At 69.6% G+C, this 21155-nt stretch carries 19 protein-coding genes; 12 read left to right on the top strand and 7 right to left on the bottom strand.

What is annotated here, in order from left to right:
* Window positions 1-24 precede the first annotated feature (24 nt).
* From BHD05_RS15445 to BHD05_RS15435, 3 genes are all read left to right on the top strand, one after another.
* A complete protein-coding gene (locus tag BHD05_RS15445) occupies window positions 25-1167 on the top strand; it encodes a glycosyltransferase family 2 protein (protein ID WP_161887220.1) in 1143 nt (380 codons plus the stop codon).
* A gap of 183 nt (window positions 1168-1350) precedes the next feature.
* Entirely contained in the window at window positions 1351-3042 is a 1692-nt protein-coding gene (locus BHD05_RS15440) for a cell wall-binding repeat-containing protein (RefSeq protein ID WP_161887219.1), read from the top strand.
* A 75-nt stretch (window positions 3043-3117) separates the two neighbouring features.
* Window positions 3118-4383 (top strand): hypothetical protein, encoded by a 1266-nt coding sequence (locus BHD05_RS15435; protein ID WP_161887218.1) that lies wholly within the window; start codon window positions 3118-3120, stop codon window positions 4381-4383.
* Window positions 4384-4389: 6 nt separating this feature from the next.
* Here BHD05_RS15435 and BHD05_RS15430 read toward each other — a convergent pair whose 3' ends face one another.
* Complete coding sequence (locus tag BHD05_RS15430; protein ID WP_161887217.1) at window positions 4390-4773, bottom strand: DUF2304 domain-containing protein; 384 nt, start codon at window positions 4771-4773, stop codon at window positions 4390-4392.
* A complete protein-coding gene (locus BHD05_RS15425; RefSeq protein ID WP_161887216.1) occupies window positions 4770-5501 on the bottom strand; it encodes a glycosyltransferase family 2 protein in 732 nt (243 codons plus the stop codon). Before BHD05_RS15425 ends, BHD05_RS15430 begins: the two co-directional genes overlap by 4 nt.
* A gap of 230 nt (window positions 5502-5731) precedes the next feature.
* Between BHD05_RS15425 and BHD05_RS15420 the strand changes: the two genes are divergently transcribed.
* From BHD05_RS15420 to BHD05_RS15410, 3 genes are read left to right on the top strand one after another with little or no spacing between them, the layout of a single operon-like run.
* Window positions 5732-6523: a glycosyltransferase gene (locus BHD05_RS15420; protein ID WP_161887215.1), complete on the top strand. Its 792-nt coding sequence runs from the start codon at window positions 5732-5734 to the stop codon at window positions 6521-6523.
* Window positions 6523-7614, top strand: coding sequence for a glycosyltransferase family 4 protein (locus BHD05_RS15415; RefSeq protein ID WP_236966761.1), 1092 nt, complete (start codon window positions 6523-6525; stop codon window positions 7612-7614). Before BHD05_RS15420 ends, BHD05_RS15415 begins: the two co-directional genes overlap by 1 nt.
* Before the next feature lie 31 nt (window positions 7615-7645).
* Entirely contained in the window at window positions 7646-8638 is a 993-nt protein-coding gene (locus BHD05_RS15410) for a GDP-mannose 4,6-dehydratase (protein ID WP_161887213.1), read from the top strand.
* A gap of 7 nt (window positions 8639-8645) precedes the next feature.
* Here the strand turns inward: BHD05_RS15410 and BHD05_RS16010 are convergent, their stop codons facing one another.
* Window positions 8646-9140 (bottom strand): hypothetical protein, encoded by a 495-nt coding sequence (locus BHD05_RS16010; protein ID WP_236966580.1) that lies wholly within the window; start codon window positions 9138-9140, stop codon window positions 8646-8648.
* On the opposite strand from BHD05_RS16010, the gene BHD05_RS16005 reads away from it, so the two are divergent.
* On the top strand, window positions 9100-9906 hold the full coding sequence (locus tag BHD05_RS16005; protein ID WP_236966579.1) for a hypothetical protein: 807 nt from the start codon (window positions 9100-9102) through the stop codon (window positions 9904-9906). The genes BHD05_RS16010 and BHD05_RS16005 overlap by 41 nt on opposite strands.
* 54 nt (window positions 9907-9960) lie before the next feature.
* Here BHD05_RS16005 and BHD05_RS15400 read toward each other — a convergent pair whose 3' ends face one another.
* Together BHD05_RS15400 and BHD05_RS15395 are read right to left on the bottom strand one after the other, a co-directional pair.
* The gene (locus BHD05_RS15400) at window positions 9961-11307 is read right to left on the bottom strand and encodes an O-antigen ligase family protein (protein ID WP_161887212.1); all 1347 of its coding nucleotides are present in this window, start codon (window positions 11305-11307) and stop codon (window positions 9961-9963) included.
* Between the two features lie 33 nt (window positions 11308-11340).
* Entirely contained in the window at window positions 11341-12522 is a 1182-nt protein-coding gene (locus BHD05_RS15395) for an acyl-CoA dehydrogenase family protein (RefSeq protein ID WP_161887211.1), read from the bottom strand.
* A 196-nt stretch (window positions 12523-12718) separates the two neighbouring features.
* On the opposite strand from BHD05_RS15395, the gene manA reads away from it, so the two are divergent.
* Window positions 12719-13927: a mannose-6-phosphate isomerase, class I gene (manA, locus tag BHD05_RS15390; protein WP_161887210.1), complete on the top strand. Its 1209-nt coding sequence runs from the start codon at window positions 12719-12721 to the stop codon at window positions 13925-13927.
* A 10-nt stretch (window positions 13928-13937) separates the two neighbouring features.
* Here the strand turns inward: manA and BHD05_RS15385 are convergent, their stop codons facing one another.
* On the bottom strand, window positions 13938-14366 hold the full coding sequence (locus BHD05_RS15385) for a GtrA family protein (protein WP_236966578.1): 429 nt from the start codon (window positions 14364-14366) through the stop codon (window positions 13938-13940).
* A 121-nt stretch (window positions 14367-14487) separates the two neighbouring features.
* Between BHD05_RS15385 and galE the strand changes: the two genes are divergently transcribed.
* From galE to BHD05_RS15365, 4 genes are all read left to right on the top strand, one after another.
* A complete protein-coding gene (gene galE, locus BHD05_RS15380; protein ID WP_161887208.1) occupies window positions 14488-15444 on the top strand; it encodes a UDP-glucose 4-epimerase GalE in 957 nt (318 codons plus the stop codon).
* A gap of 149 nt (window positions 15445-15593) precedes the next feature.
* A complete protein-coding gene (locus BHD05_RS15375) occupies window positions 15594-15959 on the top strand; it encodes a WhiB family transcriptional regulator (protein ID WP_161887207.1) in 366 nt (121 codons plus the stop codon).
* Window positions 15960-16041: 82 nt separating this feature from the next.
* The gene (locus tag BHD05_RS15370; RefSeq protein ID WP_236966577.1) at window positions 16042-18942 is read left to right on the top strand and encodes a glycosyltransferase family 2 protein; all 2901 of its coding nucleotides are present in this window, start codon (window positions 16042-16044) and stop codon (window positions 18940-18942) included.
* On the top strand, window positions 18935-20509 hold the full coding sequence (locus BHD05_RS15365) for a DUF5719 family protein (RefSeq protein WP_161887205.1): 1575 nt from the start codon (window positions 18935-18937) through the stop codon (window positions 20507-20509). Before BHD05_RS15370 ends, BHD05_RS15365 begins: the two co-directional genes overlap by 8 nt.
* 116 nt (window positions 20510-20625) lie before the next feature.
* Here BHD05_RS15365 and BHD05_RS15360 read toward each other — a convergent pair whose 3' ends face one another.
* The gene (locus BHD05_RS15360) at window positions 20626-21075 is read right to left on the bottom strand and encodes a metallopeptidase family protein (protein ID WP_161887204.1); all 450 of its coding nucleotides are present in this window, start codon (window positions 21073-21075) and stop codon (window positions 20626-20628) included.
* Window positions 21076-21155: the final 80 nt, after the last annotated feature.

Here is a 21155-nt window from a genome sequence, read left to right as displayed (position 1 = left end):
TCGCTGAGTCTATAGGGTTTCCCTATGACGGATTCCGACGACCAGCCCCTGGTCGACGTGATCATCGCCGTTCACAACCCGGCCCGCCCGATTGCCCGCGCAGTCGGTTCAGTGCTCCGGCACACCCGATCTCCCGTGCGGGTCACCGTCGTCTGCCACAACACCGACCCTGCGGGAATCGCAGTGAACCTGGGCGAGTTCGGCACCGACCCACGCCTCCGCTTGCTCGAGCACACCGATGGAATCGCCAGCCCCTCCGGGCCCTTCAACGCCGGACTCGACGCGGCTACGGGCCGTTTCACCGCCCTTATGGGGTCGGATGACGAGTTGGCACCGGGAGCTGTGGACTCGTGGGTGCGGGTGCAGAAGAGGGACGACGCGTCGATGGTGATCCCACGGCTTGCGCACGCGAGCGGCCAGGGAGTTGCGACGCCTCCCGTCCGGCCGTTTCGAACCCGCCGGCTCGACCCGGTTCGGGATCGCCTCGCCTACCGAAGCGCTCCGCTCGGGCTGGTCTCGCGTTCCCGGCTCGGCGACATTCGGCTCGCGACCGGATCGGGTACGGGAGAAGACAACGCCTTCTCCCTCCGTGTCTGGTTCTCGGGCGAACCCATCAGCTTTGATGCGGCTGGGCCCGCGTACCTCATCCACGACGACGCGGCAGATCGCGTCACCTTCTCGGCACGCTCGATCTCCCGCGAGCTGCACTTTGTGCAGGCTCTCCTCGGTGCAGACTCTGTCGCCCAGCTGGCGCGGCGCGGGCGCGCTGCCGTCGTGGTGAAGCTCATCCGGATTCACCTCTTCGGGGCTGTCTACAATCGGCGCGGGGCGACCGGGTGGGACGTGAAGGACCTGTCGGACCTCGACACGATCGCACGGCGCATCATCGCGCTCGCGCCGGATGCTGTTCGAGTGCTGTCCCGCGCGGATCGTGACCTCCTCGATGAGATACTGCTCGGGGCGGCGGCCTCCGTGGAGACCCTCAACAAGCTTGCCCAGGCGCGACGCCGCTTCGCCCGGCCCGCCGGGGTCCTCCCGCGGTCCCTCCGCCACGCGCTCGTACGGGAGGCGCCACTGCGAATTCTCGCGGCCTCGTGGCTCGTGCGCCGAGTCTCCTCGTTCCGCCCGCCGGCATCGTCGCCGACGTCGTCGCCGACAGCGCGATAGCTGCAGCCGACGGACAGTCTCGAGCGGAATCCCTCGTGGCAGATTCCCGCTTGGGGGGGTTCCGCCCTCGGGAATCTCGTTTAGTCTGATCTAAACGAACGTGCCGGGGGGCAAATCATGGGGGAATTTCGTGCGGGGAAAAGTGCTGCGGTCCGGGGGGCGCTCTGGCGCCTGGTAGCGGGGATGGGGGTCACCGCCATACTGGCGACGGGCCTCGTCGCGGTTACGCCGGCCGATTCGTCGTCGGCGCTGTCTGGCAGCGAGTTCCAGCCGGGCCGAATCATCAGCGACACCGAGTTCTACAAGGGTGACGCGATGACCGAGGCGCAGATCCAGTCGTTCCTCGATGCAAAGATCGGCGCCTGCTTCAACGCCCAGTGCCTCAACGTTCTTCGCCACACGATGCCGAGCAAGGTGCGCCTCGTCTCCAGCAGAACGGGCGACCTGCGCTGCGACGCCTTCCAGGGCGGTACCGACCTGCGCGCGTCGACGATCATCTACCGTGCCCAAGTCGCCTGCGGCATCAGCGCGAAGGTGATCCTCGTGACCCTGCAGAAGGAACAGGCCCTTGCCACGAGCAGGGCCCCATCGAAGGCCACGCTCGACCGGGCCATGGGGTACGCCTGCCCCGACACCGCTCCCTGCGCGGTCACCAGTCTCGGCTTCGGCAATCAGGTGTACATGGGCGCCCTCCAGCTGAAGACCTACAAGACGAACAAGTTCGGGATGCAGCCGGGCACGCACACGATCGGCTGGCACCCGAGCGCGTCCTGCGGCAGCTCCACCTTCGTGGTCGAGAACTACGCGACCGCCGCCCTCTACAACTACACGCCGTACCGCCCCAATACCGCCGCGATAAACAACCTCGGCGGCCGCGGCGACGCGTGCTCCTCCTACGGCAACCGCAACTTCTGGGTCTTCTACTACAGCTGGTTCGGGAACCCCAATGACATCACGCCGAGCGCCGCCGTCGCGCGGGTCGGCGGGGCGGACCGCTATGTGGTCGCGGCGACGCTTGCGCAGCAGAACTTCCCGACCGCGCCGGTCACGACCGTCTACATCGCAACCGGACTCGACTTCCCCGACGGTCTCAGCGCCTCGGCCGCCGCGGCGCACGCCGGGGCTCCCCTTCTGCTCGTGAAGGGCGCGACGATCCCCGCAGAGATCCGCGCCCAGCTGGTGCGGCTCAAGCCACAGAACATCGTCGTTTCCGGGGGCGCGGGCATCGTGCCCGACTCCGTCTACACGGAGCTCGCGAAGTTTGCGACGACAACAATCCGCCGCGACGCCGGCGCCGACCGCTACGAGACGTCGCGGATCGTCGCCAGGGCCGCCTTCGCCACGGCGACCACCGCCTACATCGCGACGGGAGCGGACTTCCCTGATGCTCTGTCGGCGAGTGCGGCGGCTGCCACCGTTGATGCGCCCGTCATCCTCGTTCCCGGCTACGACACCGCCGTCGACGAGGCGACGCTCCAGGTGCTGCGTGACCTCGGCGTCACGAGCGTCACGATTGCTGGAGGCGCTGGCGCCGTCAGTGCCGGCATCGAGGCGCAGCTGAAGGGCGTCCTCGGAGCGGGCAAGGTACTGCGGCACGGCGGTGCGGACCGCTACGCCGTGTCCGAGGCGATCAACCGGGCCTCGTTCGACACGAGCGACAAGGTGTACATCGCCACCGGGTCGAACTTCCCCGACGCGCTCGCGGGCGCCGCAGTAGCCGGCGGCCAGAATGCGCCGCTCTACGTCGTCCGGGGCAGCTGCTTCCCCAAGAACGTGCTTCAGGACATCGTGGACTCCGGGGCCAAGACCGTGGTGCTGCTCGGTGGCACCGCTGTGCTGAGCTCCGACCTCGCGACGTGGGCCAACTGTCCGTAGTGCCTCGGCGGGCACGGCCAGATTGCTAAGATTCACGAGGCTGCTCGAAGCGGAAGAGGTACTCATGCACGCGCCATGCACGCGGCACTCCCGCTCGGCCGGCCGTCGCGAGTGAGCAGGCTCCCGGGCCTGACGCTGATTCTCGGTGCGACCGGCCTGGCGGCCATCGCGGGCTACCTCGTGATCTGGCTCGTGCCCCTGCGGATCGGGTTGGCGGGCTACGCGGCATTCGGGTTCTTCTGGGCGGCGATGTACTTGCTGGTGAGCGCGCTGTCCGGCGTGCAGCAGGAGGTCACGCGGGCCACCGTGCCGCGGCCCTCGCCGCTCGCTCCGCGCGCGAGCCCGGCCCGTAACTTCGGGATCGTCGTCGCTGGCGGCGTGTTCCTCGCGGTGGTCGCGACGGCACCGCTGTGGGTCGTCGCAGTGTTCCCGGAGGGTGGGTGGTCGCTCGTGTGGCCGCTCGCGTTTGCCGCGGCGAGCTATGTCTTGGTCGCGACCCTCGCAGGGACCCTCTACGGCATCAAGGCCTGGGGCCCGCTCGCGGCGATGATCTCGGTGGATGCCCTGCTGCGGCTGCTGTTCGTTGCCACCGTCGCGCAATTCACTGACGACGCTGCAGCCCTCGCGTGGGCCGCAGCGGTGCCGTTCCTGCTCACGATCGTGCTGCTGTGGCCCGGGTTCCGTTCACGGGTCGTCGGCGCGACGGCGCTCGACGTCGGCTACCGCTCGCTCACCTGGAACGTGGCTCGTACCGTCGGGGCGGCCGCGTCGATGGGGGTGCTCGTGAGTGGGCTGCCGGTCCTGATCGGCATCGCGGCCGTCGGGGAGGATCCGGCGACCGTCGCCGCCCTCTTCCTCGCGATCACGATCACCCGGGCGCCTGTCATCGTCACCGTGCTGTCGCTGCAGAGCTACCTCGTGGTGCGGTTCCTCGGTCACCGGGCTACATTCTGGCGGGATTTCCTCGCGGTCCAGGCGGCGATCGGGATTGGTGGTGTGCTCCTCGCCATCGCCGCGTGGGTGTGGGCGCCAGCTGTCTTCGACCTGCTCTACCGCGGCGCAATCGACCTGCCGGGTTGGTTCTACGCCGTGCTGGTGATCTCCTCGGCACTCGTCGGGGCACTCGCGGTCTCCGCACCAGCGGTGCTGGCGCTCGCGCAGCACCGCGTCTACTCTCTCGGTTGGGTGGTCGCGGCGCTTGTCACGATCGGATGCTTCGTGCTGCCGGTCGACCTGTTCGCCCAGACCGTGACGGCGCTGATCGCCGGGCCGGTCGCCGGCCTCGCTGTGCACGCGAGTTATCTGGTCGCGAAGCGGGCGTCGATCGTCGCGTTCGACTGACCGCGGTCAGCCCGCTTTTCTCTCCCCGGTGTATTCCGCGAGGCGCTCCTCGACGGCACGCATTCTCAGCTCCTGCAGGGCGCTCTGCTCGGCGAGGACGCGCGCCTTGCTCTCGAGCTTGGTGAGCTCCGCGCTGTGCTGGAGGCAGACGAGGAAGAGGGTCGCGATGCTGACGAAGAATACGAGGTTGATGGGGACCTCGATGCCGAACAGGCCCGCCGCCAGGCGCAGCGTGTCGGGAAATATGCCGACGAGCAGCGCGAGGGTGCCGGCGATGAGCCACCAGACGGCGTGCCGTTCCCTCAGCCGGTGCCGACGCAGCATCTCGATCACCACGATGAGGCCGAGCAGCGCCGTGGCGATTCCGAAGATGTAGCTGGCGAGGGTCATGAGCTGCCCGCCTGAATCGAGGAAGCCGGTCGAGCAAGGGCGAAGACGAGGGCGAGGCACGCTCGCGCGAGATACGCCGCCGCGCGGAACGGGTGGTGTGATGGCACCCCGGCCTGGCGCTTCCGCATCGCGACGGGTACCTGCGTGATGACGCATCCGGCCCTCGCGGCGATGACGAGAGCCTCGATCGTGTCTCCGAGGTACTCGGCCGGATATTGCGCAGCGAAGAGCGCTACGGCGCGAGGGCCCGATGCCCGGTAACCGGACGTGGTGTCGGTGAGGGGCGTTCCTGCACTGCGGCTCAGCACGGCCGCGAGGACCCTCATCGCCCACTGCCGTGGACCTCGCACGCGGTAGTCTCCCTCGCCCGCGAACCGTGCGCCGATGACGAGGTCGGCACCGCCGAGCGCCTCGACGAGCTGGCGGATGCTCGCCGGATCGTGCTGGCCGTCGGAGTCGAGCTGCACGACGTTGTCGAAGCCCCGGTCGATTGCGTACCGGAATCCGAGGCGCATTGCGCCCCCGACCCCGAGGTTGAAGGGAAGGGTGGCGACGGTGGCCCCCGCCGCCCGGGCCACGGCCGTCGTCGCGTCCGTAGAACCATCGTCCACGACAAGAACGGTGGCGCCGGGCAGGCTGATGAAGACCTCGCGTATGACTTCGCCGACAGAGCCGGCCTCGTTGAGCGCGGGCATCACGATCAGCGTGCGGTCAAGGGCGAGCTGCATGGGGCGATCCTACCAGCGCACGTCTCGGCGGCACGCCGATGCCGGTGTGCGTCGCAGTCGACTCCCGAGCGAGCGAGCGCGGTTGCCGGTGTGCATGTTCGGTACACTCGCTGTGGTCGGGTGCGGGCCTGCGCGATGCGTGTCGGCCGCTCGTGGGGGCACTCGAGGAGCTTTCTCTGGCGAGATCGTGCCCACTGCCGGTTTTGTCGAATCCACGAAGGAGTCAGCCCATGCCGCCTGCGGAGGTCCTCGTGATCCTTCCGACGCTCGGTGACCGCATCGAGTCCCTGGCGTTGACGCTCGAGTCGGTCCGGCAGCAGCGGGACGAGGTCGCCATCACGCTTGTCGTGATCGCCCCCGCTGGCGCCACCGAGGCACGCGAGCTCGCAGCGGGCGCCGGCGCCGTCGTCGTCGACGATCCGCGGGAGGGCATCTCCGAGGCAATAAACCGGGGCCTCGCCGCTCGCACGACCGAGACCTACTATGCGTGGATCGGCGACGACGACCTGTTCCGCCCCGGAGGCCTCTCCCGGCTGAAGAGCATGCTCGACGCAGATGCGGGGGCGGTTCTCGCCTACGGCGGCTGCGACTATATCGACCCCGACGGACACATAATTGCGAGAAGCCGGGCGGGGAGGCTGGCGCAGCTGCTGCTGCCCTGGGGACCGGACCTGATCCCGCACCCGGGGTCCATGATCAGGCTCGACGCCCTCGAGGCGATCGGCGGCTTCGATCGCAGCCTCAAGTTCGTAATGGACCTCGACGCCTTCCTCTCGCTGCGCGCCCTCGGCAGGTTCGTCTGCACGAGAGAGGCGGTCTCGGCGTTCTGCTGGCACCCCGACTCGCTCACGGTCGCCAACCGGCTCGCCTCGACCCTCGAGGCTGAGCGGGTCAAGCGGCGACACCTGCCGCGGCCGCTCCATCCGGTCAGCCCGCTCTGGCAGCTGCCGGTGCGCTGGGCATCAGCGTTCGCCGCGAGGCGGCTGAACGCACACGCAATCCGACTCCGGCGCGAGAGGTGATGCGTCCGGCCGACCCGCTCCACGTCGCCCTCTCGATGCTGACCCTCGTGCCGGGCGGGATGGGCGGCAGCGAGACGTACGCGCGCGCCCTCGCGGCCCAGCTCGGCGGCGCGGCCGGGCTGGATGTCACCGCGTTCGTGCCGCGGACCGCCGCAGGGTTCAGCGCCGGTCTGCGAGAGGTCGTCGTCGACTCGGTGCGCGGCGGGGGTTCGACCGGCCGCCGGATTACGACGCTCGCCGCGGCATCCCTGCACGGGCGAACAATCCGCTCGGCAATGTCCGGTGCCGACGTTGTGCACTACCCGTTCACCGTCACGGTGCCGCGCCCGGCGAAGCGGCAGGCCGGCGTGCAGTCGCTGCTCGACGTGCAGCACCTCGAACTGCCCCACATGTTCGGCCGCGCCGAGCTCCTCTACCGCCGGCACTTCTACGAGGGGGCCGCGAAAACGGCCGATGCCGTCGTCACGATCAGCGAGTTCGCGAAGCGGCGCATGGTCGAGTTGCTCGGGATCGACCCTGACCGCATCCATGTCGCCCACCTCGGCGTCGACATGGACCGGTACACCCCGAACCTCGGCCCGCGCGAGAACTTCGTTCTCTACCCGGCCCGCGGCTGGGCGCACAAGAACCACGCCAGGCTCATCCAGGCGATGGCGATCCTGCGACGGGACCGCCCCGAGCTCCGCCTCGTGCTCACCGGCGGTGCGCTCGACACCCTCGGCGACCTGCCCGACTGGGTCGACCGACGGGGCCTGGTCAGCTCGGAGGAGTTGCTCGGCCTCTACCGGTCCGCCGCGGCGCTCGCGTTCCCGAGCCTGTACGAGGGCTTCGGCCTCCCGCCGCTTGAGGCAATGGCATCCGGATGCCCGGCCGCAGTGTCGAACGCGGGCTCGATCCCCGAGGTGTGCGGCGACGCGGCCGTCGTGTTCGACCCGATGGAGCCCGAGTCAATCGCGGCGGGCATCGCGCGCGCGATCGACGACGGAGAAAGGCTGTCGGCAGGCGGGATGGCGCAGGCCGCCCGATTCACCTGGGAGAGTTGCCGCGACGCACACATCACGGCATATCGCAGGGCGATCGAGCAGCACTGAGGTGCAGTGCCGTCTGCCCTAAACTAGGGCAATGGCGTCAGATGGTTCCACCCCATCGACTCTCGTCACGGGTGCGAGCGGACAAGACGGCAGTTACCTCCTCGAACAGCTCGCCGGTCGCGGTGAGGTGCATGGGCTCTGCCACTCGGCCGAGGCAGCCGCGGCGCTCTCGGTGGCGTTCCCGGGCGTCTCCGCGCACGTCGGCGACCTGGCCGATTCCGAGGGCATCCGCCGGCTGATCTTCGAGATCGAGCCGACCCACATCTTCAACTTCGCCGGGAACACCTCGGTCGAGCGGTCCTGGACGTTTCCGACCGAGACGGCCGACGTGCTGGGGATCGGCCCCGTGCGCATTCTCGACGCGGCGTGGCAGCTGCAGGAACGCAACGGCCGCGCCGTGCGGCTGCTACAGGCGTCGAGTGCCGAGATCTTCGGCGATACCGGCGTTGTGCCGCAGAGCGAGACGACACCGCGCAAGCCTGTCACCCCCTACGGGGCAGCCAAGTCGTTCGCCCACGAGATGGTGGGCGTGTACCGGGCCCGCGGCATGTTCGCGAGTTCGGCCATCCTCTACAACCACGAGTCGCCGCGTCGGCCGCACTCGTTCGTGGCGCGGAAAATCTCGCACGAGGCCGCACGCATCTCGCTGGGCCTGTCCGACGCGCTCGTGCTCGGGCAGATGGATGTCTTCCGCGACTGGGGGTACGCCCCCGACTACGTCGACGGGATGATGCGGATCCTTGGGGCCGACGAGCCGGGTGACTTCGTCGTCGCGACGGGAGTGGCGCACTCGGTGCGGCAATTCGTCGACCACGCCTTCGCCTACGTGGGCATCGACGACTGGTCGAGCTATGTGTCGGTCGACCCGGCCCTGTACCGCCCCGCCGACCCGAAGCAGCTCGTTGGCGACCCGACCCGCTTGCGGTCGCTGGGCTGGGAGCCGAGCGTGGACTTCGAGCAGCTCGTGCATCTGATGGTCGACGCCGACATCCGCGCCCTGCAGGCGGCCCCGTCCGAGGGCTGAAACGCGATCAGCCCTGCGGCAGGGGCAGCCGTTCCCGCCAACTGAGGTTCTGCGACGCCTTGAGGGCGCAGATCACCAGGGTGAACCAGCCGAACTCGACGAGGATCGAGCTCTCGGCGGCGGAGACGATGATGAGCGCCACGAGCATGAGCGCCGGCCAGACGAACACGAAGCTCCGCTTCGTCGCGGCGAGGAGCCACGACCGCACGAACGCGAGTCCGACGAGCGCGAGAAATGAGAACAGGCCCACGATGCCGAGTTGGAGCAGCACGTCGACGAAGGCGTTGAGTGCCGTCTCGTGGGGAGCGGCGAACTGGTCGATTCCGATGAACGGCGGGATGTCCTGCCGCCAGTAGCCCACCCAGCCGAATCCCTCGAGCGTGCGCGCCGACGACACCTCCAGGATGTCGCGCCACAGCGAGTAGCGGAACTCGAACTCGCTGCCGGCGTTGAGCAGCTCGATGACGCCGCCGCGGGCGGCGAACAGGATCAGCAGGGTCATCGCCGAGCAGCACGAACTGCCAGACGCGTCGTGTGGCGGGGTCGAGGCGGCGCAGCCCGATCAGTGCGAGAGCGGCCAGCGCGACGATCACCACGGTGCCGAGGATCACCGGCGACCGGGAGAACACGATCATCGCGGCGGCGAGGGCGATCGAGGCGAGCCCCATCGACCGACTGATCGAGCGGGTCTGGGTCTCGACGAAGAAGGTCACAATGGCGATGAGCGCGACGAGTCCGAGCTGGTTCCTGGTGCCGAGCAGGCCCTGGATCGGGCCGCCGTCGGCGAGGGTTCCGCTGATGCCCAGGAAGGCGAACGGGGTGTCCAGAATGATGCCCGACATGATCTCGAGCAGAAGGGACGCCGCGAGGATCACCCGCAGCACGTCGCCGAAGGCGCGCACGATCTGGATCAGGTCACGGGTCAGCGCGATGTAGGCGCCGAGGAAGGCGAAGGCCATCTGGTACGCGACGGCGCCGACGGTCACCCACTGGTAGTCGCTCCAGAGCACGGACAGCGCGCTCCAGCCGACGAAGACGAGGAGCGAGATGGTGAGCAGCCCGTGCCACTCCAATTCATGGCGCTTCACCGTGATCGACGCGGCCGCGAGAATGACGAGTGTGCCGAGGATGCCGAGGAGGCCGGGCCATCCGATGGTGCTGCGCAGCGCGAAGGCGAGGAATGCCATGCCGACCGTGCACAGCGTCAACGCCCGCGCGAAACGGGCGGAGGCGAGCGCCGCGAGTGCGGCGTCTGCGGTGCGTCGTGAAGGCGAGTTCATTTCTCCCCAAAGTTACGGCATCCGCGCGGGCGCGCCGTGCGGTCAGGCTGCGCGCGCCGCACCCGTACGACTGTCCGCCGGGGTTCGCCGGAGTCGGCCGAGTACGCCGAGTTTCGTCGTGACGGCGAGGATCACGAGCAGCACCCACCCGCCTTCAACCAGAATCCGGCTCTCGGCGAGGCTTTGCACCAGCAGCGCGGTGAGCAGCAGGGGCGGCAGCAGTGAGAGTGACGAGAACGTGCCGCGATCGCCCTGGTGAGTCACCACCCGGTCGGTGGCCAGAAGCCAGGAGCGGATCGCCGTCGTGACCACGAGAGATCCGAACACGAGCAGCCCGACGACCCCGAGCTGCAGCCAGACATCGAGCCAGGCGTTGTGGGCGTGCAACTGGATGACACCGTTGCGGGTGACGAGGTCGTCGAAGGGCGGGGCCCAGGGAGCCCAGAAGCTGACCCAGCCCCAGCCGAACACCGGCCGCTGCGTGGCGAGCCCGATGACGGCGTCCCAGATGTCGAGCCGGCCGGTGAGATCGTCGCTCTTGCCGAGCAGATCGAGCAGCACCGACCGGAACGCCAGTACCGAGCCGGCGACGGCCGCGAGCGCGACGACGATGCCGCCGTAGACGGCCAGCCGGGCACGTGGCGACTCCGCCCGGCGAAGCGCCAGGACCATCCCGAGCACGATCAGCACGGCGACGAGCGCCACGGTGATGGTCGCCGAGCGGGTCAGCGCCAGCACCGCAGCAGCCGTGACCAGCCAGAGAATTCCGGGCAGGCGGCGAACGGTTCCTGCAGCCAGCTGCACCCCGAAAACGATGAGCGCGATGAGCGCGATCATCCCGAGCAGGCCGGAGTTGCCCACGACGCCCTGGATTCTGTCGCCCTCGAGCAGCAGGTTGCGCGACCAGTAGAGCATGAGCGGCGGATCGACGCGGTCCGCCGCCGTCACCCAGACCGGCAGGACCGGGGCGCGCACGACCAGTGACACGGCGAGCTCGAACACCAGCGACAGCACGAGGATGGCGCGCAGCGCCCAGCCCAGCGCCCGGAGCAGTTCATCCCCGGTGAGCACGAGGGCGATGGCGACGGCCGCGAGAGTCGTGATGACCTGGGCGAACACGCCGATCGCGGAGGCACCGGGGTAGAACGACCAGGCGATCGAGACCGTGGCAAGGGCGAGAAAGGCCACCAGCGGCCAGGGCAGGCTCCCGGGACGGATGCTCGCGCGGTGCCGCACGAGCACCGCGACCGAGAGCGCGGCGAGGATCGCAACCAGAGCGCCGAAGCCGTACCAGCTGATCGAATTGCGCCACGCGTCGCCGGCCAGGACGGTGAACAGCGCGAGCGTCGCGAATCCCATGAGGAATGCGCGACGCTCGAGAAGTCTCATGCGGCAAGGCTACCCGGGCACGCCCGGACCTGATCAGACGAACGCGGCCTTGCCGGTGATCGCCCGGCCGACGATGAGGGTGTTCATCTCGCGGGTGCCCTCGTACGAGTAGATCGCCTCCGCATCCGCGAAAAAGCGGATGACGTCGTAGTCGAGCACGATGCCGTTGCCCCCGAAGATCTCGCGGCACCAGGCCACGGTCTCGCGCATGCGCGCCGTGGTGAAGAACTTCGCGAGGGAGGCGTGCTCGTCGCGCTGCGTGCCCTCGTCGAGCATCGCCGACACTCTCGTCACCACGCCGAGGGAGGCCGTGATGTTGCCGAGGCTCTTCGCGAGCAGGTCCTGCACGAGCTGGTGGCTGCCGATGGTCTTGCCGAACTGCACTCGAGAGTCGGCATAGGCGACGGCGGCGTCGTAGGCGCCGATCGAGTTGCCGACCGCGGCCCAGGCAACCTCGGCCCTGGTCAGGCGAAGAACCGCAGCGGTGTCACGGAACGACTTACCCTGCTGCAGCCGATACGAGTCGGCCACGACGACGTTCTCGAGCACGATGTCGGCGTTCTGCACGATGCGCAGCGACTGCTTGCCCTCGATCTTCGTTGCGGTGTAGCCCGGGGTCGTGGTCGGCACGATGAAGCCCTTGACCTGGCCGTCCTCGGAGTCCTTGGCCCAGATGATCGTGATGTCGCTGATCGAGCCGTTGCCGATCCAGCGCTTCTCGCCGTTGAGGATCCAGTTGTCCCCATCGCGCGTCGCCACCGTGCGCAGGCCCTGCGCCGAATCGGAGCCGGAGAGCGGCTCGGTCAGCCCGAAGGCGCCGAGCAATTCGCCGGAGGCGAGCCGGGGGAGCCACTCGGCGCGCTGCTCTGGCGAGCCCGCGATCGCGATCGAGCCCATCACGAGGCCGTTCTGCACGCCGACAAGAGTCGCGACGCTCGCGTCGACCCGAGCGATCTCGAGGGCGACCCAGCCACGGAAGACGGCGGAGTTCTCGAACTTCCTCGTCTCCTCCCAGGGCTGGCCGAAGAGCCCGAGACCCGCGAGCCCCTCGACGATGCGCCGGGGCACGAACTCGGCATCGGCCCACAGGCCATTCACAATCGGACGCACCTCGGTTTCGAGGAACGCGCGGAGCTCGACAATGAGGGACTTCTCCTGGTCTGTGAGGGCGTTCTCATAGCCGTAGAAGTCGCTGTTGAGAGGCTGGAAAGACATGAGGATGCTCCATTGCTCGGGGTGGATGGGGATCAGCCGCGGCGCCAGGGGCGGAGCGCGAATCCATACGGAGCCTAGGTGGAGCGCCGCCGGACTCAAAAGGCGTTGGTAGTTTGGTCTAACCGGCGCCGAGACGCGCCCGGTGGGCTTTGTAGATCGCCTCAATTCAGTAGCAAACCACTAGGGAATCCGTCGGATGTTTGTAGGCATCACCAATCGTCCGCGCCCGTATGCGTGGGGGTCTCGCACCGCGATCGCGGAGTTGCTCGGATGGGAGCCGTCGGGAGGGCCCGAGGCGGAGCTCTGGCTCGGCGCGCATCCCGGGTCTCCCAGCCGAATCGTCGACCCGGGCGTGACCGGGGGAGCGGCCGACCTTGCGGCGTGGATCGCCGACGACCCGGGCGCGACGCTCGGACCCTACGCGCACTCCGCTCGACTCCCGTTCCTGCTCAAGCTGCTCGCCGCCGGCTCGCCGCTGTCGCTGCAGGCGCATCCCACCGCGGAGCAGGCGCGGGAGGGGTTCCGTCGGGAGAACGAGGCGGGCGTGCCACTCGACGCGCCGCACCGCAACTATCGCGACGAGCACCCGAAGCCGGAGCTCATCTACGCGCTCAGCGAGCGGTTCGAGGCCCTCTGCGGGTTTCGGACCGCGGCGGAGTGTCGCCAGATCCTGGCCGTACTGCGCCGTCGTGCGACGCCGGGCGCGCAGGTCGTCCCGATCGACGGGCTGCTCGAACTGGCGGCGTCGGACGACGCACTGCCCGACGTGGTCGAGTGGCTCAGTCGCGGCGGAGACGACGTCGACGCGGTCGTGGACCTCGTCGCGGACCTGGCCGCGCGCCGCCCGGCGCCGGGCGAGGACGGGCTTTTCGATACGGCATTCGCCACCGCTGTCGACCTCGCCGCGGAGTACCCCGGCGACCCCGGAATCATGGTCTCGCTGCTGCTCAACCGGGTGTCCCTGCGACGTGGGGAGGTCCTCTACCTGCCTGCCGGCAACATCCACGCCTACCTGTCCGGTCTCGGGGTCGAACTCATGGCGGCATCTGACAACGTACTTCGGGGCGGACTCACCCCCAAGCACGTCGACGTTCCCGAGCTGATGAATGTGCTCGATTTCACCCCCCGCGCCGTGCCCGTCCTGGCGCCGGAGCGTCCGTCGCCCGGCCTGGAGGTGTACCGACCGACCGTGACCGACTTCCTGCTCGTGCGGTTCGGAGGGGGAGCGCAGGCGACGTTCCCGCTCGAGGGACCGGCAATCGCGATCTGCACGCGCGGATCGGTCAGTCTCTCCGGCGCGTCCTCCACCCGCCTGGATCGGGGCTCGGCCGTCTACATCACGCCGGACGAGGGCGAGATCACCCTCGCGGGCGACGGCGAGGTGTTTGTCGCGACGACGGGCTGAGCCGACCGGCTCACACGCCGCCGCGGGCGCGCGGTCGCGGCCGCCGGAACGAGAAGAACTTGTGGCCGAGGTAGCTCATGATCGTCGTGACGACGACGATGGCGGCCTGGGCCGCGAGCGATGACCAGCCGGCGAGCTCGACCAGCACGGGGAGCAGGACAGCGTTTGCGGCGAGCATCACGACGTAGACGCTCTCGAACCGGAGTAAGTCGACCACGATTCTCGCCCGGCCGGTCACCGCGAAGGTGAACCTGCGGTGCAGTACGAAGGCCAGCATGGTCGCGATGAGGTACGACAGCAGCAGGCTGAGCAGGTAACGGCCGCCGAACGCAGCCTCGAACGCCGCGAACAGCCCGTAGGCGACGACCGTGTTGATTCCGCCGATGACGATGAAGCGCGCGCGCTCGTCGGCGAGGAGTCGGTCGAGGAGGGCGGGCACCGGCCCAGCCTGCCAGACGGCCCCGCTGGCCGCCTGACCGACGGCCCCGCTGGCCGCCTGACCGACGGCCCCGCTGGCCGCCTGACCGACGTCAGGAGGTGCCCGGCAATACAGTGGAGCCATGACTTGGCTAGTGACCGGCGGCGCCGGCTATATCGGTTCCCACGTGGTTCGCGCGCTCGTCGGGGCGGGCCTCCGCGCCGTCGTGGTCGACGACCTCTCCAGCGGGCGGATGGCGTTCCTGCCGACCGGTGTCCCGTTCGCGCGCGGCAGCATCCTCGACGGGGACCTCCTGATGCGCACGATGGACGCGCACGACGTCACCGGCGTCATCCACGTCGCCGGGTACAAATACGCGGGCGTCTCGGTGACGCGCCCGCTGTTCACGTACGAACAGAACGTGACCGGAACCGCGATCCTGCTCGCCGCGATGCAGGACCGTGGCATCGATCGGATGGTGTTCTCGTCAAGCGCGGCTGTTTACGGCACCCCGGACACCGACCTCGTCACCGAGGGGACCCCGAAGTCCCCGCAGTCGCCGTACGGTGAGTCGAAGCTCATCGGCGAATGGCTGCTGCGAGACCAGGCGGTCGCCGTGGGCCTCCGTCACACATCCCTGCGCTACTTCAACGTGGTCGGGTCAGGCGAGGGCGGCGTCTTCGACGTGAGCCCGCACAACCTGTTCCCGCTCGTATTCGAGGCGCTGCTCGACGGGCGCACGCCGCGCATCAACGGCAACGACTACCCCACACCCGACGGCACCAACGTGCGCGACTACATCCACGTCTCCGACCTCGCGGTCTCGCACGTCGCCGCCGCGCGACGACTGGATGCCGGCGAGCCCCTCGAGAGCGCCTACAACCTCGGCAGTGGCGACGGTGCCTCCGTCGGCGAGATCATGAGCACCATCGCGGAGGTCACGGGCATCCCGTTCTCGCCGGAAATCGCCCCCAGGCGACCCGGGGACCCCGCTCGCATCGTCGCCGGCGGCGCTCTCGCCGCGAGGGACCTCGACTGGCGAATGCGGCACAGCCTGCGCGAGATGGTCGAGAGCGCATGGCAGGCACGCACGGGCTAGCGATTGGAACCGTCCGGCGCGTCGCCAACCCTCCACGGGGAGTTGAGGGTTTACGATTCGCGGCTTGACTCGGGGGTAACTACACGGGTGTAATTATCCCTATCGCGACATGCTGTCGCAGGAACGCCGAGCGGAGGGGAGACCGTGATATGGCATTAGCCGAAAACGCCGCTGTCAACAGCAACACCGGAAGCGGCGGCGCCAACCGTCGAGGTGTGCCCGACGACTGGTTCGTCGACCCGGTACGCCTGGGAGTGCCCGGGGTGCGCAAGATGGTGCCCGTGGGCGACGACCCGCTCGCCTGGCAGACAGATTCACTCTGTGCCCAGACCGACCCCGAGGCGTTCTTCCCCGAGAAGGGTGGGTCCACCCGCGATGCGAAGAAGATCTGCCAGTCGTGCGAGGTTCGCCCCGAGTGCCTCGAGTACGCGCTCGAAAATGACGAGCGGTTCGGCATCTGGGGCGGCCTGTCCGAGCGCGAACGCCGCAAACTGAGGAAGCGCGAGTCGGCCTGAGCTGTTCCCGGCCGAGCCGGACACGGGCCCGGCTGAGCGTGTCAGCGGCATGCTCTCCGCAATCGCGCCTAGGCTCGATGGGATGCAGCAGCGAGTAACCGCGATTCTGGTCGCCCGGTCGGGGGCGGAGTATCTGCAGCGGACCCTCGCGGCGGTCGACAGGCAGGTACGCAGACCCGACTTCCTGATCGCGGTCGACGCCGGGTCGAGCGACAACACGGCCTCGATGCTCGCCGCCGCCAATGCTGCCGGGCTCGTCGCAGCCCCCGCGAAGGCCTCGTTCGGCGAGGCAGTCGCGCATGCACTGCACGTCGCGGCCCCCGCGGTGTCCGACAACGAGTGGCTCTGGCTGCTCTCCCACGACAACGCGCCCGAGGCGGATGCGCTCGCCCGCCTGCTCGGTGCCGTCGAGATTGCCCCATCCGTTTCCGTCGCCGGCCCGAAGCTGATGGGTTGGAGGAGGAGCGACGTCATCGCCGAGTTCGGGGAGTCGATGACTCCCGTCGGCACCTCGGTGCGCCTCGTCGAGGACGAGCTCGACCAAGCCCAACACGACATCCGGGGTGACGTGCTCGGTGTCGCCGCATCGGGGATGCTGGTCCGCCGGTCGGTCTGGACCGCACTCGGCGGGTTCGACCCCGCGCTGCCGTCGACGGACGCCGCACTCGACTTCTGTGTCCGGGCCCGCCTCGCCGGCCATCGCGTCATCGTGGTGCCGGGAGCCCGGGTGGCGAGCGCAGGTGGACCGCAGCACTTCGGGCGCCGCTCCCTGAGCGACCGAAGCCGCATGCAGATCGCCCGATCCGCCCAGCTGCACCGCCGCCTCGTCTACGCGCCCCCCGCCGCGCTGCCGCTGCACTGGCTCTCGCTCATCCCCCTCGCCATCATCCGGTCGATTGTGCACCTGCTGGCGAAGAGGCCGGGCGCCGTCGGCGCCGAGCTGCTGACGGCCTTCCGCGCCGCCTTCGACGTTCTGCCCGTCATTCGGGCCCGCCGCAACCTCCGCCGCACCCGACGGCTGGGGTGGAAGGCGATTACACCGCTGCGGCTTTCGTGGCGTCGGGCACGGGAGCAGCGGGCCCACCGCCAGGACGACGACGACGGGATGGGCCCCGTCGTCTACCACGAGGAGCCCATCGGCTTCGTTGCCGGTGGTGGGCTGTGGGCCGTTCTCGGCACCGGGCTCGTCGGGCTCGTCGCGTTCGGCGGACTCCTCGGAGCCACCTCGGTCTCCGGGGGCGGGCTGCTTCCCCTCGGCGCCGTCAACAACCTGTGGGCGCAGGTGGGGTACGGATGGCGGGAGATCGGCGTCGGGTTCACGGGAGCCGCCGACCCGTTCAGTTACGTTCTTGCGCTGCTGGGCTCGCTTGCGTTCTGGCAGCCCTCGGTCGCGATCGTCGCGCTTTACGTGCTCGCGCTGCCACTGGCGACGCTGGGTGCCTGGTTCGCGGCACGGCGATTCACCGTCCGCCCCTGGCCTCCCGCGCTCGCCGCCGTGCTGTGGGGCATCGCCCCGCCGTTCCTGTCCTCGCTCGAAACCGGCCACCTCGGAGCCTCGATCGCCCACCTCCTGCTGCCGTGGCTCGTGCTCCTCGCCCTCGCCGCGGGGAGATCATGGACCGCTGCCGCCGGCGCCGCGCTCGTCTTCGCCGCAGTGACGGCCTCGGCTCCCGTGCTCACGCCCGCGCTACTGATCATGTGGCTTGCCCTCGTTCTCTCCCAGCCACGACGCGCCTACCTGCTGGTCGGCATCCCGCTGCCCGCCGCAGCGCTGTTCGTGCCGCTCGCGATCGACCAGATCCTGCGTGGAAACCCGCTCGGCCTGCTCGCCGACCCCGGCGTCCCCGCGGCGGGCGCCGCCACCTCCGGCATCCAGCTCGCCCTCGGGTCCGCCTCCGGGGGGTCGAACGGCTGGACGGCGCTACTCGATCGGGTGCTCCTGCCCGCCGCGAGTGCGCCCATCATCGTGGCTGCGTTGCTGCTTCCACTCGGACTGCTCGCTCTCCTCGGGCTGTTCGTGCGCGGATCCCGACGCTCGATCCCCGCCCTCGCTGTCGCTCTCCTCGGCTACGCGACGGCGGTCATCTCCACCCGCCTCGAACTTGCCGCGGTCGGTTCGGAGACCGTCGGTATCTGGCCGGGGTCCGGCCTGAGCCTCTTCTGGCTCGGACTGATCGGCGCCGCCCTCGTGTCGCTCGACGCGATCGGCGTTGCGGCGAGGGGATTCGCGGTACTGCTCGGCGTCGCCTCCCTGCTCTTGGCCGTGCCGCTTGTGGGGTCCAACCTGCTCGGAACGCTGTCCGTGCAACCCGGCCCGGCCCGGCTGCTCCCCGCCTTCGTCGACGCCGAGGCGACGTCCCGGCCCGAGCTCGGCACGATCATCCTCGCGCCGGAGGGGGATGGCGCCATCTCGGCCTCGCTGGAGCGCGGTCGCGGCACCCTGCTGGAGCAGCAGTCGACGCTCGATGCCACGGCGGTGGAGATGAGCGACGCCGACGTGCGGCTCGCGAACCTCGCCGGCAACCTCGCCTCGCGCAGCGGGTATGACTCGGCGGCCGACCTCGACGACCTCGCGATCGGCTTCATTGTGCTCGAGGGCGCGGAAGCGGATGCGGATGCGGGTGCGGACGCGTCTGCGGATGCGGACGCGTCCGCGGACGTGCCACTGGATGACGCGGCCGAGGCGGCGGTGTTGCGTCGCACCCAAGACGCGCTTGACGGGAACTCCCTGCTCGTGCCGGTCGGCGAGACGTCGAGAGGGCTGCTCTGGCGCTATGTCGGCGAGGCCGACAGCGTGGCGGCGACGGGGCCGTCGAACACCGGTTCCGTGCTCGGACTGATCGTGCTCATCAGCCAGGGGCTGATCATCGGCATGACTGTGCTGCTCGCCGTGCCGACTGCCCGCCGGCGCCGTCAACACGTCTCACGCGGCACCGAGAACGAAGAGCCCGCAACGACCTTCGACGAGGACACCGATGACTGACCGCGACGACGAGCCGGGCGGCATCGCGCCGGACGACTGGACACCGGCCGAGCCCAGCGGTTCGGCGGCCGACGAGCCGTCCTCGCTCGAGTCCACGGAGCGAGACGTGCCCGACGAGACGAGCGGGCCCAGCCGCGCGCCGCGCCGATTCACGGGCAGGGGCGCCGTTGTCGTCGGCGTGCGCGGACTCATCGGCATCATCGGGGGCACGGTCGCGGCGACGGCCGTGGTCGCCGCCACCGTCATCACCGGCCCCATCCACACAATGACCCCGCCGTCGGCGTCAATCGCGCCCGTGCCCACCGCGCAGGAGCGCGTGTGCCCCGGGCCGCTGCTGCGGCTCGGCGACGATGCCGGCCAGGGCGCGACCATCGCGACGTCGGTGGGCGAGGCGGATGTCGCGTTCGAGTCGGTACCCGCGGAGGCGACGGTGGGCCGACTCCCTACCACCGACAACCCGAGCGGCCTCGCCCCCCGGGTGCTCGTGCTCCCGCCCGGGGAGCCGGGCGGGCAGCCGTTGCTCGCCGGCAGCCAGTCCCAGGCCGTCACTTCCGGGGGGCTGCTCGGGCTCGCGACAGCAGAGTGCACCGAGGCGAGCGGCGATTCCTGGCTCGTGGGAGGGGCGACCGATGTCGGGCGCACGACGCTGATCACGATCAGCAACCCCAGCTCGGTCGTCGCCACCGTCGCGCTGAGTATCTTCAGCCAGTCGGGCCCCGTCGCAGCCCCCGGGGCCGAGGGCATTGTGGTGCCGCCCGGATCGCAGCGCATCATCTCGCTCGCCGCCTTCGCCCCGGAGATTGTTGCTCCGGTCGTGCGGGTCGAGAGCCGCGGCGGCCAAGTCGTCGCCAACCTGCAGCAGTCCATCGTGCGCACCCTCGCCCCCGGCGGTGTGGAGATCATCGGCGAGACCAGTGGACCCTCCCGCAACGTCGTCATCCCCGGCCTCGTTGTCGCGTCGGCGGAGAGCGTCGCCGAGATACAGACGGAGCCCGGCTACATGGACGTCGAAACCGTGGTGCGCATCCTTGTTCCCGGTGACGCCCCGACGACCGCGACGGTCACGGTCACCCCCGAGCGTGGCGAGCTCGACCCTACGGTCTTCGACCTTGAGCTCGTCGGCGGCGAGGTGGGCCAGGTGGGCCTCGGCGGGCTCGACGACGGCAACTACACCGTGACCGTCGAGGCCGAGCTTCCCGTCGTCGCCGGCGTGCGGGCGAGCACCGTGACAGACGACGGCACCGCCGATTTCGCCTGGCTGGGCGCTCCCGAGGCGCTCGGCGACCGGGCGCTTCTCGTCATCGCCCCTGGCCCCTCGCCGCGCCTGCATCTGGCCAACCCGACCGCTGCCGATGTGACGGTGACGGTCGAGTCGGGCGGCGAGACGCGCAGCATCGATGTCCCGGCAGGACGAAGCGTTTCGACGCCGGTTGCGCGCGCCGACGTGGTGCTGACAGGAACGGACGGTCTCATCGGGAACGTCAGCTACACCGGCGAAGGCGAGCTCGCCTCGTTCGGAGTCACGACGCCGGGCCCCGGGTCGACCCCCATCACGGTGTACCGATAGCGCTGCCGCGTGGGTGTTGTTCACTCGCGCGGCGGTAACCGCATGAGCGCGAGTGAAGAGCAGGTGCGTGGTCGGAATCCGGACCCCGTGACGGCGAACGCACGCCGAGCGCGCTTTTAGCGCAAGTGGCGGAATCGGTCCGGTGCGAGATCCCAGGGATCCTTGCCGAGGAGCTCGGCGACCGCGCGGAACACGCAGCTCTCGACCAGCATCCGCCGGTGGAGCGCGTCCGAGTGGTGCAGCTTCGCGAGCCGTTCGATCGGGAGCCGGAACAGAATGACGCGCCGCTCCGCGACGGACACCTGCCAGCGATCGACACCCCCGCTGGCGCCGACCTCGCTCGGCAGCCCGGCGATCTCGAAGCTCACCTCGCGCAGGTCATCAGGCCACAGGTCCTTGAGATACTCGGCGGTCTGCACAACCGTGGTCTCGAAGACATCCGCCCGCGTCGTCAGAAGCGGCAGTTGCGGCCCCGTGACGGCCGAACGGATGCCGCGCCCGTGTCGGTCTCGCCAGCCGCCCCGCACGGAGCGGTGGCCGGTGACACGATGGGGAGAGCGAGCCATTGCGCAAGTCTAGGCCGCGAGCGGGGGAGCGACGGTGGGTCGCGACGCCCGGCGGCCGCCCTCGGCCTAGGGTGGGGAAA

It is taken from the genome of Marisediminicola antarctica (assembly GCF_009930795.1).
Classification (GTDB): Bacteria; Actinomycetota; Actinomycetes; order Actinomycetales; family Microbacteriaceae; genus Marisediminicola; species Marisediminicola antarctica.
Note: the sequence above shows the minus strand (reverse complement) of the source record. Positions and strands in the feature narration are given on the sequence as shown.